Genomic DNA, 12,287 nt, shown 5'->3' with positions numbered 1-12,287 from the left:
GGTTGTTGAACCGCCCCGCAAAGCGTATAGCGGCGACCATGTCGAACCCCACCGCCGCTGCGCCGGCCGATCCAATCCCCGAATGCCCGCACTGCCAGAAGCCGATGCCGCTGTGCATCTGCGACAGCGTCACGCCCATCAAGAACCGGCTCTCGCTCCTGATCCTTCAGCATCCGCAGGAGCAGGACAGGGCGCTCGGCACCGCGCGGCTGCTTGCGAAGCATTTCGCCGGTGCCACGCTGCGGGTCGGCTTGTCCTGGCCGAGCCTGTCCAAGGCGCTGGGGCAACCGATCGAGAACGCCTCGCACTGGGCCGTGCTCTATCTCGGCTCGGCGCACGCCGCCGATCTCGAGGCCGAGGGCGAAATCCTGGCGCTCAACCGCAAAGGCGAGGTCGCGGACAACCAGCGCGCGCGCCTCGGCAAGCTCGAAGGTGTGGTGCTGCTCGACGGCACCTGGAGCCAGGCCAAGGCCCTGTGGTGGCGCAACCCCTGGATGCTGAAATGCCAGCGCGTCATCCTCAACCCGGCCGCGCCATCGCGTTACGGCCGCCTGCGCAAGGAGCCTCGGAAGGACGGCCTGTCGACCATCGAAGCGGCAGCGACGATCCTCTCCGTTCTGGAGAAGCGCCCGGACATCGCCGAGACGCTGAATGCCAGCTTTGAACGGATGTTAACCCGCTACCGCGAGGTCCAGACCGAGATGCCCGAATTGGCGCCGAAGCCGCCGGTGAAGGACCGCCGGCGCGGTGTCCGGCGGGTCAAGCGAGCCTGACTCCGGTCCGGATCATCCGTCCGGCCGATTGTCCCGCGAGAGGCGGGCGGATAGAGACCATCGGCCAACAGGCCGCGATCTGCTATCCTGTCGCACCATCGGAACGCCGGAAACGGAAGGGACCGTCGCATTCAGCTTGCAGCCAAGGAGATCCTTGCCCAGGCGGCGCGGTTCGATCGTTGGGGCACGCTCGCCCTGATGGACATTTCGCTGCGCTACCGGCGCACCGTGATCGGCCCGCTCTGGATCACGCTGACGCTCGCCGCGACGATTGCCAGCGTCGGCACGGTCTGTGCGGCACTGTTCAAGCAGGACATTGCGAGCTTTCTGCCGCCCTTTGCCATTGGCCTGATCGTCTGGACGCTGATCGCGACGACGCTCCAGGAAGGTTCCAACATCTTCGTGGCATCAAACCATTTGATCAAGGCGGTGCCGGCGCCGCTGATCGTGCATGTTCTCCAGATGATGGCGCGCAACGTCCTCATCTTCGCGCATCATCTGGTGATCGTCGTACTGCTCTATCTGGTAATGCCGTGGCCGCTGCATGGGAGCATGCTGCTCGCGGTGCCGGGCTTTGCGATCCTGCTCGTCGTGCTGCTGGGCGGCTCGGTCGCGCTCGGCATGCTCTGCGCGCGGTTTCGTGACATCGGCTCGGCGATCGTCAGCGGCCTGCAATTCGTGTTCTTCCTGACGCCGATCATCTGGACCGAGGACACCGTGCGCGGCACCGCGTTTTATTGGCTGATTCGCGCCAATCCGTTCGCGACGCTGCTCGATCTGGTGCGCAGGCCACTGCTCTCACAGCCGACCGATGCGGAGCAATGGCTGCTCGGGGTCATCTATGCGACCGTCGTGGCCGTCATCGGCCTCGGCTGCTACGGGAAATACCGCCATCGCGTGGCGTATTGGCTGTGAGGCGCGAGATATGACCCCCGCAGCTCATATCGCGCTTCGCAACGTCTCGGTGAGATTTCCGGTGTTGTCGTTCCGCGACCGCTCGCTGCGCAGCCGGTTCGTCAACGCGGTGACACTGCGGCGGACCATGGCGACCCCGCACATCGTCTCCGCGTTGAACGATGTCAGTCTCGACATCCGTGCCGGCGACCGCGTCGCCATCATCGGCGCCAATGGCGCCGGCAAGACCACGCTGCTGCGGGTGCTCGCCGGCATCTACCATCCGACGTCCGGCAGCGTGGACGTGCTGGGCCGCTGCCAGCCGCTGTTCGATCTCTCGGCCGGATTCGACGAGGAAGCGACCGGCTACGAGAACATCATGCGGCGCGGGCTCGTGATCGGCGCGCGGCGCTCCGAGATCGACGACCGGCGCGCGGAGATCGCCGCATTCACCGAGCTCGGCGAACGGCTCGACTTGCCGCTGCGCACCTATTCCAGCGGCATGATGCTGCGCCTGATCTTTGCGGTCGCAACCGCCGTCGAGGGCGAGATCGTGCTGCTCGACGAATGGATCGGCGTCGGCGACCAGCAGTTCCGCAAGAAGGCGCGGCAGCGGCTCGACGAGATCGTCGTGCGCGCCGGCATTCTGGTGCTCGCCTCGCACGACGTCGAGCTGATCAAGAGCACCTGCAACCGCGCGATCCTGCTGGAGGAGGGGCGGATCGTGGCGGCCGGTGCGACCGATGAGATTCTCGGCCAATATCTCGGCGGCGCGAAGGCGTAGCTGCCCGGTCGGGGTTGCCTAAACCCGTGATCCCCTATATTGCTCCGCCCTCGTTGGGGCCACGTGGCGGAGTGGTTACGCGCCGGTCTGCAAAACCGTTTACTCGGGTTCGAGTCCCGACGTGGCCTCCATCACAACCTCCTGATATCTCAGCGAATATCCGATCGTGTCGCGGCTGCCATCAGCCTGCGGGGGCGATACGTGCCGGCTGCGCACACCGGGTTTGCCTGGGGGCCCGCGGAAACCCGCCATTCAGCCCGCTGGCATAGTCTTCGCATCTGCGAAGTGATGCATCCCAACGATCGAGCGCTGGAGAGCACGTGAGCGAAATCGTCCGATTTGTCCCCAAATCCGAGCTGGAGCGGGCTCGCCTCATTCGCGAGGCCCGCGCGATCTACGACAGCATCTTTCCGCCGGCCGTACCCGACCAGGCGCCGCAGGACGACGGGGAGCGCGTCAAGACCTGATCGCGGTCACGCGGGATTCGCAGCGTAGTCGCCACAGCAAAATGCCCGCAGAGCGCGGGCGCATCGGCTCACGATGAAATTGGCTTCAGCAGGCCGCGTACCAGCCGTCCGGGAAAGGTAGCAGGGGCCACGCGCCCTCGTTGTCATTGGCAGCTTTGGGCTTCGCGTAATAGGTCCACGAGCGCGGCACGAAATCCTCCCCCGGCACGAACGCCAGATCTTCATGGACCATGGCGTCCTGGACGGCGTCCAGCAGCAAGTTGAATTCGGCTTCGCTCATCACACCCTCCGGCCCGCGGATGGCGCAATGTCGCAAAGCCGGTTTGCTTCCCGGTTGAGCCGATCGTTCGTATTTTAACGATCGGCCAATCGGGTCCCGATTGGTTAGCGATTGATGAAATCCCGTTGGGAAACTTAGGTTCCTGCCGGTGCCCGCAGTGTGAAGGAGGTCACATCTTCCGCTGTTTATTTCTCCTACCCCTTCGCATACCGGCCAACACAGGCCGGCGGGCAAGGCAGACGGGAGACTGGTCATGAAGGCGAGGTTCTTGCGGTTTGCGGGTGTGAAAAGCCGGGCGCGTCGCGCCTCGACGGTCGGGCTGTTCCTGACGCTGTTTGCCTCCGCCGCCCATGCGCAGCAGGGAACGCCCGAGCAGCGCCGGGCCTGCACCCCCGACGTCTACCGGCTCTGCGCCGGCGAGATCCCCAACGTCCGGGCCATCACGGCGTGCCTGCGCCGTAACAGGTCAAGCTTGAGTGAGGCTTGCCGCACCGTGTTCGATCAGGGCGGCGGCTGACATACCGGGCCTGTGGGTTTGTGCGCAGCAAGTGGCTCGCGCGGGCTCGCGAATCCGGCATAGTCGGCCTGTGGATATGCCTGTGGGTATGCTGCGGAAAGACTGTGGGCGGCGGTGATGTGCTTCGGATGCCGGCCGCAGATGCGTCATTCGATTGTCATATCTGTGTCAAATGACCTCACCGCATGATTCCCTGATCGGGCAGATCGCTGCGTCGCACAAGATCATGTGGTTTCTCCGAATTCGGAAATTGATGCCGCGAGGGTTCCTCACGAGCAGTTTTTGGCAGCCGGCTGCTAGGACGCACTGATCGAGATCGACCCGGTGTGTCGGCGGCCGTGAGGCGACAGCCGATAGCCCGGATTCGCGAAGCAATCCGGGCTTCAATCCCTTGCGTTGCCCGTCGGGCAAAACACCCAAACGACGGGTCAATCCGCTCGCGCGAAAAGATTCTACTTTACCGAAATTCGGCTTTGGCGTATTCATCCCGCCACCTCATCCCTGTCAGAGGGGCGTATCGCGATCGTCACGAACGCGGGGTGAGCTGCGGTGGACGCTAGTCACATCGGCGCGAAGGGCCTCGCAGGGCGGCAAAACCGTGAGCGAAGGCGTCGCGCACACGACCGGTGCTGACAGCGTACGGCAAAACCGTGTCGTCCTGACGCCCGGGGTCTGTGCGTCAAGTCTTGTGGTGATGTGGGCGGCCCGACCGGGCATCCGTATCAGCCATCCGCAAGGCGACGGGGGCAATAGTGCATCGCTCCCCGGGGAGAACTCGGCATAAGCCGTCAAACCACTGCGCAGGGAAGGCCGTGTGTTGGGCTTCACCTGTATGCCGCTGTGCAGCCTCTCGTAGCGCAACCTTCGCACAGTGGACCGTGGGTGCCAGCCGGCACCCGGTCTTCCCTGCGCCCTCTGACGGAGGAGGGTGGACGAGACAAAGCAAAGCTCGGGCGAGATGCGTCGCGAGGAAGCGAAGCCGTGCCTGCGACAAGAATCATATTGAGCGCGCAGCGCCGGCGCCCGCGCCGGAAACAACAAGCCGCGCCGATCTATGAATGCCGGTTCATTGCTGCGGAGAATTCGAATCGGTAAGAATTGGCTCGCTGCGCGTCTCGCGTCGTGCAGAGAGCCGGAGGCGGATCGATCGCGTCTTGAACCTTTCGATTGCGCCTCCGACGAATCCTCCAAGGCAACACCATTGGTTGCCGCGGCGCCTGCGCCGATCGACGTCAGGCACCGAAAGCCCGTTTCGATCGGGGGAATTTCATATGAAGTATTTTCTGTCTGCACTGATCGCGATCGGTCTATCGATTGCCGCCGCGCCGTCGTTCGCGGCTGACGCGCGCAACGTCACTGTCGTCAACGAGACCGGCTATGCCATCAAATTCCTGGGCTTCAACGCCCCGGACGATGGCATGGACGAATGGGACAACGAGCTGGACAAGGTTTTGCAGAACCAGGCGAGCACCTATGTCGAGTTCGACGATGACGACGAAGGATGCGTCTGGAACGTCCGCGTCGACTGGCAGAACTATGACGAGACCGTGCTCTGGAAGAACGTCAACCTCTGCAAGTTCACCGCGCTTCGGCTGCGCTACGATTCCGGCACCAAGACCACTTCGTTCGTCGCCGAGTAACTTGACCTGAGGCCAGGCGGAGGAGGGGCCACGCGCCCTTCCTCGCCGCAATGTGCGAGATGGCGAATTCGTCCTTTGCAAGCGCAAGCGGCTTTGTTATACGCAGCCGCGCGCGAACGACGGGTTCGCCCTTTTCCTCGGTAGCTCAGCGGTAGAGCATCCGACTGTTAATCGGATGGTCGCTGGTTCGAATCCAGCCCGGGGAGCCAACAAATCCGCACTAGGCGATTGATTTTATTGCTGTTTTCGAAATTGGGAAAAACGCTTCCCCGCTTTCTCTCCCCACTTTGATCAGAGCCTTTCCGCCCTTCTCCTGGGCGACTCACCTCCCAGACGGGCTGCCGGTTCCAACGCGCGATTCTATCGGCCGAGTACGCTCTGCAAAAAATAGAATGCAGTTTCGTACGGTTTTCGAGTTGTCAATAGCGAACTTGTTGTCTATGTAGTCCGCAGCCCACGCGACTCAGTCGCAACCCGGACTGGCCCTTTTGCCGGCGGGTATCGGTTTCCTCGATGCAGCCGAAGACCCTCAGTGGCCGGTATCTGCGTCCGACTGAAATCAATCTCTCCCATGTCCACGAATCCGTTTACGAACGAGCCTTGTCTCGTTTCGATGAAGACCGCGTGCGCGCTCACATCTCTGAGCCGCACGATGTTGAACAGATACCGCGGCGAGGGCCGCTTCCCAGCGGCGGTTTCGCTCGGGGACAAGCGAATTGCATTCGTTAAATCCGAGGTCTCGGAATGGATCTCCGCTCGCATCGCTGCGCGTGCGGCCAATGACAATTCAAAGAGCGGCACCCAAGCCGCCTAAAGCGCATAAGAACGCGCGTTAGCGCGTGGTACCACCCGCACTCTATATCTGGATACTCCCTTGAAAATTTTGGATTACCGCCCCGCTAGTAGCGGGCGACGGCGCATGGCCGTATTCGACGCTGAGGTGACTCCTGGGGTCCGCCTCCTGAAGCTTTCTCTTATTCGTAAGCCTGACGGCAGTTACCGCGTTTTCAGTGCGACCGTTCGATTTGACGTCGCAGTCGCAAATGAACTCGCACAGGCCGCAGTGTCGGCCAGCGGAGGCGGTAGCCGTGACCGAGATTAAGGACGAATTCACCGGCCTGCCCAATCCCGTCGACGTGGAGGCCGCATTCCAAGCAGCCACCGGCGCCGAAGCTGCGCAGGCATGCCTTGCCGAACATGGCGTCAACTACACCGACGCTAAAATGATTGCGATCGATGACGAGGCACCGGGCGATACCTTCGTTTTCATCGACGCCGAACCGGACTGGATAGCCCTGCCGGTGTATCAGGCCGGTGCATTCGCCGATCTGTGCTTAATCCACCGCAACAATCCTAACGCCTTCCATACAGTTTGCGGCAGGGCGCATTGGCTTGGTGCGGACAATGCCAGCCGCGCAAAAATCGTCATCCACGAGAACCCGGTGGAATGGCTCAAGGCTGGCTGTGGCGGTGTCGTTTCGCTGGCCGGGTTTGGCCACATGCAGCACTTCAAAGACCTGGCGAAGGCTTGCACAATCGAGGTCGGCACCCTCGATGCCGCAAACGACGTTTGGGAATGGACCTTCGGCGGTGATGAGAAGGCGCTAAAGAAAATCCAGCTTAACGGCGACGCGGACGCAATCCGCGACGATTTAGCGTGGCAAGCTGCGGACACTGCGAAGCGGCGAGTCCGTGACGCGCTGGACGTGCCGGCCGGGACGGACCTGCATAAACTGTATCGGCAGATGGAATCGGTGTTCACGCCGAAACCGGCTCCGCAGACGGAATCTACTAGGCAAACCGGCTTTAACGCTCGCGACCTCATGTTGATGGAGTTCGCGCCGGTCAGCTATGTCGTGCCGGGTTACATCGCCGAGGGTTGCACTATTCTGGCGGGTGCATCGAAGCTTGGTAAGTCGTGGCTTGTGCTACAGGCCGCGACCGCCGTTGCCATGGGCGGGACGTGCCTCGGCGGGCAATGCGAGCAAGGAGACGTGCTTTACCTTGCGCTGGAAGACAACGGCCGACGCCTGAAATCACGCATTAAGATGCAGAATCCATCGGCTGGCCTTCTCAAACAGGAAATGCCGGAATGTCTGCAATTTGAGACGGAGTGGCCGCGCGCTGACCAAGGCGGCCTGCAGAAAATCACGGATTGGCTGACGGACCATCCCAACGCCAAGTTGGTGATTATCGACGTTTTGAAAATGTTCCGGGCCAATCGCAAGGGCAATAAAAACCCCTACGATTTGGATTACGAGGACATTGGCCCGCTGTCTAAAATCGCCGCAGCGTTCAATGTTGCAATCGTCGTGGTGCACCACACCAACAAGGGCGCGTTGTCATCCGACCCGTTTGACCGGGTTAGCGGCACGGGCGGCATATCCGGTGCGGCGGACACCACCCTTATCATGGCCCGCAATGACGATGGATTGGTTGAGCTATATGGCCGTGGTCGCGACATCGAGGAAATCGAAACCGCCATTGCCTTCGACAAGATGACTTGCCGGTGGGGCGTGCGCGGAGATGCCCGGGAGGTGCACATGTCCGACGCGGCTGCGGCAGTTATTCGGGTGCTAACGGCGGCCGGCGAGCCGATGGGACCAACCGCAATTGCTAAGGCTGCGGGTCTTAAGGCGGTGGTGGTGCGCCAGCATCTACCCCGCTTGGCTAAGGCAGGTGACATCCAGCGTGAGGCCCGCGGCAAATGGGCCATCGCTTCGCAAGTAGCGCCTTCTAAAACAGACAATACTTTCGTTACAAACGTTACTTCCGCTTCTACCCATGACAACGACAACACCCCTGAAAGTAACGAAAGTAACGAAAGTAATGAGGGGGGAGTTGGATGTTACATTGAGGAAATAGGCTCAATGCTGTGGGGTCCACACAGCCGCCTGGCTAGCCCAGTGGGGCGGGGCGGTTCTGAAGTCTAGAGCCGATCGCCATTATTTCCCATTCGCGAATCGCAATCTCGATCGGCGCGCAGACGTCGACGAAACGAAGAGCCGCCAAAGCGGCCGAATGCAGCAAGTCACGAGAGACACCACATGAACCGATCCCAGCTCATTCCGGCCCTCCACAAGGCGGGCGATACCATCACGCTGCACAGCATCAACGCGTGGTCAGAACTCACCGGCAAAGCGCTCATTGCCGATAACGACAACCACGCCGAACCAGCGCGGCCTGTCCATAAATCCGCTGTGCCTGATGGCACCACAGTGGAAACGTTAATGGAGACCGCAACCGCCGAAGAATTGATTGCGATGTACGAAGAGGATCAGGAGGCCAAAAGGGATCCAACCTTCGAAAAGAAGTTACCACCGTACAGCTTGGGCCAGCACGTAGAGCGGTTCCGACGTCCTCGCAAAGCCAAGGCATCGCCGGCCCAAGTTAATACCCAAACGGTCGAGGGCGTCATGGTCCGGAGTATCGACGAGGGCCGACTCCGGATCAAAATGGGCAGGCATGCAGACGTGCTGGATGCGGTTCTTGATGACAGTACAGCCGCCGAGATCGGCGAGCTGATTGCCGGTCCAGGCAGCAGCAAGCGCACATACGAAGGAATTGGCAAACAGGCAGTAGTCCGTGCCGCACGGAAACTGACCGAGCTTATGGCGGCATAGCCGTTTGCGCTAATCATCGGCCTCAAAGACAGAGATATGAGGCCACGTTTGTGGCTGACGTGACGTGCACCACTCGGCGCGTCGGCCCACTACCGGCGTCGCCACCTCTTTTCCGGCCTTCGTGCCGTGAAGCCGCCAAGCGGCTTTTTATTTACCCAACCAATCGCAATCTTCAATCATGAAAGGAGAGCGGCCTAATGGCCACGCTCAACAATGCGCTCGACGCCATCGAGCAGCATATCGGATTCCCGCGCTCGCGAAGCACCGGAATCAGCCGCCGGCTTCAGGAGGCTGGCATCCTGCCCTCCGGCGCACCTGGCGTGCCTCCCGTCCTAGACGAGGATGGCGTTCTCGACCTCGTTGTGGCGCTCGCCTCCGACACAGAACTGCACACCGCTGTTGATGCGGTCCGCGCGTTTCACGGAATGACGCCCGGTGGGGCGGATCTCAACGGCGCACCCGGCACGATTCCGAACGCGCCGATAGCCATAGCGGTCCTCGTCGAGAGCGCCAGGGCAGGTGTTGCGGAGGCACGTGCGTCCAAGATTGCCGTCTCCTGTAACTGGCGAGCCGTTGCGATTCATAGGCCTAACGGCGATGTGAATCGCTTTTCTGAAGTCGGCAAAGCCGCCACGCACTGGCAGTCGAGTGGGCATCACAAATCAATCAGCCTTAGCGTCGCCGCGATTGCTGACGCATTGGACGGTATTTTTGGAAAGGTTAGTGCCTAATGGCTCCGTTGAAGACGAAACCCGTCGACGACTTCCGCATTCCATCGCTGGCGGAGGCAAGCCCGGAATATGCCGGCCTAGTCGAAAAACGACAGGAATTGAGCGACCGGTACCGTGAGCTGAGCGGGGAGCGGTCTAAACTCAGTGGTGACATCGAAGCTGAGAAGGCTGCCGGCGGTCAACGTCTTTCGCCTGGCGTGGCTGCGTTGCTAGGTGATGCTCCAGACAAGCTGACGTTGATGTCGCAACGCATGCGTGAAGTCGCGACCTCGATGGACAATATCGAGGCCGCCCAAGAGGTAATCCGCAGACGCATGGATGAGGCCCGCAATGGTGCAAGCAAAGTCGTTTGCGACACCATGCGGCAGGAATACCAGCGACGCCTCGGTGCGGTGTGTGCTGCTGCTAAAGCCTTGGCGGGCGCTCGCGAAGAGCACGACGCCTTGCTTGACGACATCGAAAGAGAGGACGTGAACCTGGCCTATTTGCGCCCGGTGCGCGCGCACTTCCTAGGCGACAGACGCGACGGGAAGATTGGATATTTTCTGAAGGAATGTGCGGAGAACGGTCACAATGTCTAACGGCGCCGAACGTACCTGTGATACCGCGGATAGAAAGCCAGTCCGACGGAGCGTCAAGATGCCTGGCGAAAGCCGACACTCCGAATGCTCGGACTCACCAGCTGTGATTGCGCGCAAGCTGATGCATGCGAAGCGTGAGAAGAAATTGCGAGCAACGCAACGCAATGGCTGAAGTTATTTCAGGATTCGCCATTTCTTGGAATAGGCCGGCTGTCATCGCGGGTCTCTTCGAGGAGCGCTTTGCGCGCGGTGCATTTGACAAGCACCTCGCGCAGAATCCAGATGTCGCAGCGCTGTGGGCGCATGACCCAAGCAGGCCACTGGGGCGTGTGTCCAACGGCTCGCTCTCCCTCAGATCCGACAATATCGGACTTTACTACTCGCTGACGCCCAATCCTGATGCGCCGTTAGGGCAGGAGGCCTTGGCGACTGTGGGTAACGGCACAGTCACCGAAGTCAGCGTGAGCTTCACTCCGGTGGTCGAGGAGTGGGATGACAGCGGTGACATTCCGAAACGCCTCATCACCGAGGCCAAACTATTCGAGATCAGCTTGGTGCTGTGGGGCGCATACGGGTCCGACACAAGCGCTCAGATTAGTCGAGCATCTAGTAACAACGAGGCGGCCCAGCGCCGCATAGCAGCGCGGCGCGAAGCCATGCGTATCCGGGGCATGCTGTAGGCGGGCAGGGGGCGAGGGGTGTAGCAGATAGCTCTCACCGACTCCGCCGCTTACCGGCCCCATCCTGCAGCGCGCGTGGGGGGTGCCCCGGTTCAAAATAAAAATCTGGAGGCTTAATTGACCACCCCAAAACCACCCTCGCACCTCAAGCCCGCGACCCGGAAATGGTGGGCAAGTGTTGTCGCGGACTTCGAGCTGGAGCCGCATCACTTGCGTTTGCTGCAATTGGCGGCGGAAGCCTGGGACCAGGCGCAGACCGCGCGTGAAGTTCTTGACCGCGACGGGCAGACCTTTCTCGATCGCTTCGGCCAGCCGAAGGAGCGGCCGGAGGTCGGTATCCTGCAAAACGCCCGGATTTCGTTCGCCCGATTGCTGCGGGAGCTGGCGCTTGATGGGGTCGACGGGCCAGAGGCGCCGCGCGCGCCGAGAACCGCAGATTATGGGGCTCGTCGCTAATGCCGGTCAGAGCGCGCAAGAATAGACGTAAGCAGGCGGCTGGCCTCGAAGAGTGGAGAAGCGTGTTCGAATGTCAATTTGATTTTGATCGCGACCTCGAAGGCGCTGGCATCATCCTTGACGCCTATGACAGACCGGATCTGGAGGTTGCGCGCGCAGCCTGGCAACGCCTGGGTGCCGAGTTCATGCGGACGCTGCCTCCGCGCCATCCGACACTAGGACCGCCTTGGGCTTTGACCACATTCGGGCCGCCTTGATGCCCGCGCGGTCCAGACGAGATCGGCGGCGCAGAACGTCGCACATAACCAGCGAGGCCGCTGCCCTGTTTCGGCAGGGCATTCGCGCACCAAATGACCAGGCCATCAGGATGGCCCTAGCTGCGGCGCTGGGCAGGTCGAAATTCCGAGCCAGTCCGCTGGACCGAATGCCGCGGTCTCTAATCGGCTGCGACCGCGAGCCGGTCCAGGTCGTGCTCGATCTGCGGGCGCAGCTGCTGAAAGAGATCGACTGCTACGGATTCCAAGAAAGATGACATCGATGGTACTTCAGGCCTGGGGGAGCGGCACGCCCCGCAGCACCAGGCGTAGATCGGTCTTGCCCGGCTTGGCTAACCTGAACTACTCTATCGGTATTGCTTAAATGGGGAGACGGACGTGGCGACGGGTGTTGTAAAATGGTTCAATGCGACCAAGGGATTCGGCTTCATTCAGCCGGATGACGGCGGCCAAGATGTTTTTGTGCACATCAGCGCAGTCGAGCGCGCTGGCCTCTCCGACTTGCGTGAAGGGCAGACAGTCTCTTACGAGGTTAAAGTCGACCCGAAGCGCGGTAAGAGCAGCGCGGAAAATCTGCGTGTCTGAT

The 12,287-nt window shown here is 61.3% G+C and carries 15 protein-coding genes and 2 tRNA genes; 16 read left to right on the top strand and 1 reads right to left on the bottom strand.

Annotated features, from left to right (window positions below; genetic code table 11):
- Positions 1–38: 38 nt before the first annotated feature.
- The 5 genes from BRA1253DRAFT_RS03610 to BRA1253DRAFT_RS44280 all read left to right on the top strand — a co-directional run bounded on the left by BRA1253DRAFT_RS03610 (position 39) and on the right by BRA1253DRAFT_RS44280 (position 2,918).
- Positions 39–773, top strand: a complete 735-nt coding sequence (locus BRA1253DRAFT_RS03610; protein WP_007591191.1) for a tRNA-uridine aminocarboxypropyltransferase — start codon at positions 39–41, stop codon at positions 771–773.
- 198 nt (positions 774–971) lie between these two features.
- The gene (locus BRA1253DRAFT_RS03605; RefSeq protein ID WP_007591190.1) at positions 972–1,688 is read left to right on the top strand and encodes an ABC transporter permease; all 717 of its coding nucleotides are present in this window, start codon (positions 972–974) and stop codon (positions 1,686–1,688) included.
- A 10-nt stretch (positions 1,689–1,698) separates the two neighbouring features.
- Complete coding sequence (locus tag BRA1253DRAFT_RS03600; RefSeq protein ID WP_007591189.1) at positions 1,699–2,451, top strand: ABC transporter ATP-binding protein; 753 nt, start codon at positions 1,699–1,701, stop codon at positions 2,449–2,451.
- Between the two features lie 57 nt (positions 2,452–2,508).
- Positions 2,509–2,582: transfer RNA gene (locus BRA1253DRAFT_RS03595), tRNA-Cys, on the top strand.
- Positions 2,583–2,771: 189 nt separating this feature from the next.
- On the top strand, positions 2,772–2,918 hold the full coding sequence (locus BRA1253DRAFT_RS44280) for a hypothetical protein (protein WP_007591188.1): 147 nt from the start codon (positions 2,772–2,774) through the stop codon (positions 2,916–2,918).
- A gap of 85 nt (positions 2,919–3,003) precedes the next feature.
- On the opposite strand, the gene BRA1253DRAFT_RS03590 is transcribed toward BRA1253DRAFT_RS44280, so the two are convergent.
- Entirely contained in the window at positions 3,004–3,198 is a 195-nt protein-coding gene (locus BRA1253DRAFT_RS03590; RefSeq protein WP_007591187.1) for a hypothetical protein, read from the bottom strand.
- Between the two features lie 253 nt (positions 3,199–3,451).
- Here BRA1253DRAFT_RS03590 and BRA1253DRAFT_RS03585 point away from each other — a divergent pair, with 253 nt between their 5' ends.
- The 11 genes from BRA1253DRAFT_RS03585 to BRA1253DRAFT_RS03525 all read left to right on the top strand — a co-directional run bounded on the left by BRA1253DRAFT_RS03585 (position 3,452) and on the right by BRA1253DRAFT_RS03525 (position 12,286).
- Complete coding sequence (locus tag BRA1253DRAFT_RS03585; RefSeq protein WP_007591186.1) at positions 3,452–3,715, top strand: hypothetical protein; 264 nt, start codon at positions 3,452–3,454, stop codon at positions 3,713–3,715.
- A 1,271-nt stretch (positions 3,716–4,986) separates the two neighbouring features.
- Positions 4,987–5,355: a hypothetical protein gene (locus BRA1253DRAFT_RS03580; RefSeq protein ID WP_007591185.1), complete on the top strand. Its 369-nt coding sequence runs from the start codon at positions 4,987–4,989 to the stop codon at positions 5,353–5,355.
- Between the two features lie 134 nt (positions 5,356–5,489).
- Positions 5,490–5,564: transfer RNA gene (locus BRA1253DRAFT_RS03575), tRNA-Asn, on the top strand.
- Positions 5,565–5,926: 362 nt separating this feature from the next.
- Positions 5,927–6,169, top strand: a complete 243-nt coding sequence (locus BRA1253DRAFT_RS03570; RefSeq protein WP_035992702.1) for an AlpA family phage regulatory protein — start codon at positions 5,927–5,929, stop codon at positions 6,167–6,169.
- A 274-nt stretch (positions 6,170–6,443) separates the two neighbouring features.
- A complete protein-coding gene (locus tag BRA1253DRAFT_RS40395; protein ID WP_157158538.1) occupies positions 6,444–8,288 on the top strand; it encodes an AAA family ATPase in 1,845 nt (614 codons plus the stop codon).
- 114 nt (positions 8,289–8,402) lie between these two features.
- Positions 8,403–8,978, top strand: a complete 576-nt coding sequence (locus tag BRA1253DRAFT_RS03560; protein ID WP_007591179.1) for a hypothetical protein — start codon at positions 8,403–8,405, stop codon at positions 8,976–8,978.
- Between the two features lie 197 nt (positions 8,979–9,175).
- On the top strand, positions 9,176–9,709 hold the full coding sequence (locus BRA1253DRAFT_RS03555; RefSeq protein ID WP_007591178.1) for a hypothetical protein: 534 nt from the start codon (positions 9,176–9,178) through the stop codon (positions 9,707–9,709).
- Positions 9,709–10,290 (top strand): hypothetical protein, encoded by a 582-nt coding sequence (locus tag BRA1253DRAFT_RS03550; RefSeq protein ID WP_007591176.1) that lies wholly within the window; start codon positions 9,709–9,711, stop codon positions 10,288–10,290. Before BRA1253DRAFT_RS03555 ends, BRA1253DRAFT_RS03550 begins: the two co-directional genes overlap by 1 nt.
- A 164-nt stretch (positions 10,291–10,454) precedes the next feature.
- Positions 10,455–10,970, top strand: coding sequence for an HK97 family phage prohead protease (locus tag BRA1253DRAFT_RS03545; RefSeq protein WP_007591174.1), 516 nt, complete (start codon positions 10,455–10,457; stop codon positions 10,968–10,970).
- 117 nt (positions 10,971–11,087) lie between these two features.
- On the top strand, positions 11,088–11,426 hold the full coding sequence (locus BRA1253DRAFT_RS03540) for a P27 family phage terminase small subunit (protein WP_007591172.1): 339 nt from the start codon (positions 11,088–11,090) through the stop codon (positions 11,424–11,426).
- Positions 11,427–12,079: 653 nt separating this feature from the next.
- Entirely contained in the window at positions 12,080–12,286 is a 207-nt protein-coding gene (locus tag BRA1253DRAFT_RS03525) for a cold-shock protein (protein ID WP_007591169.1), read from the top strand.
- Position 12,287: the final 1 nt, after the last annotated feature.

This window comes from Bradyrhizobium sp. WSM1253, assembly GCF_000244935.1.
GTDB lineage: Bacteria > Pseudomonadota > Alphaproteobacteria > Rhizobiales > Xanthobacteraceae > Bradyrhizobium > Bradyrhizobium canariense.
The sequence above is the reverse complement of the archived record's forward strand: the minus strand, read 5'-3'. Positions and strand labels throughout refer to the sequence as shown.

Excerpts from the sequence above, each read along its gene's own strand:
- BRA1253DRAFT_RS03610 (WP_007591191.1), top strand. The coding sequence starts at position 39 with ATGTCGAACCCCACCGCCGCTGCGCCGGCCGATCCAATCCCCGAATGC.
- BRA1253DRAFT_RS03605 (WP_007591190.1), top strand. The coding sequence starts at position 972 with ATGGACATTTCGCTGCGCTACCGGCGCACCGTGATCGGCCCGCTCTGG.
- BRA1253DRAFT_RS03600 (WP_007591189.1), top strand. The coding sequence starts at position 1,699 with ATGACCCCCGCAGCTCATATCGCGCTTCGCAACGTCTCGGTGAGATTT.
- BRA1253DRAFT_RS03590 (WP_007591187.1), bottom strand. The coding sequence starts at position 3,198 with ATGAGCGAAGCCGAATTCAACTTGCTGCTGGACGCCGTCCAGGACGCC.
- BRA1253DRAFT_RS03585 (WP_007591186.1), top strand. The coding sequence starts at position 3,452 with ATGAAGGCGAGGTTCTTGCGGTTTGCGGGTGTGAAAAGCCGGGCGCGT.
- BRA1253DRAFT_RS03580 (WP_007591185.1), top strand. The coding sequence starts at position 4,987 with ATGAAGTATTTTCTGTCTGCACTGATCGCGATCGGTCTATCGATTGCC.
- BRA1253DRAFT_RS03570 (WP_035992702.1), top strand. The coding sequence starts at position 5,927 with ATGTCCACGAATCCGTTTACGAACGAGCCTTGTCTCGTTTCGATGAAG.
- BRA1253DRAFT_RS03560 (WP_007591179.1), top strand. The coding sequence starts at position 8,403 with ATGAACCGATCCCAGCTCATTCCGGCCCTCCACAAGGCGGGCGATACC.
- BRA1253DRAFT_RS03555 (WP_007591178.1), top strand. The coding sequence starts at position 9,176 with ATGGCCACGCTCAACAATGCGCTCGACGCCATCGAGCAGCATATCGGA.
- BRA1253DRAFT_RS03550 (WP_007591176.1), top strand. The coding sequence starts at position 9,709 with ATGGCTCCGTTGAAGACGAAACCCGTCGACGACTTCCGCATTCCATCG.
- BRA1253DRAFT_RS03545 (WP_007591174.1), top strand. The coding sequence starts at position 10,455 with ATGGCTGAAGTTATTTCAGGATTCGCCATTTCTTGGAATAGGCCGGCT.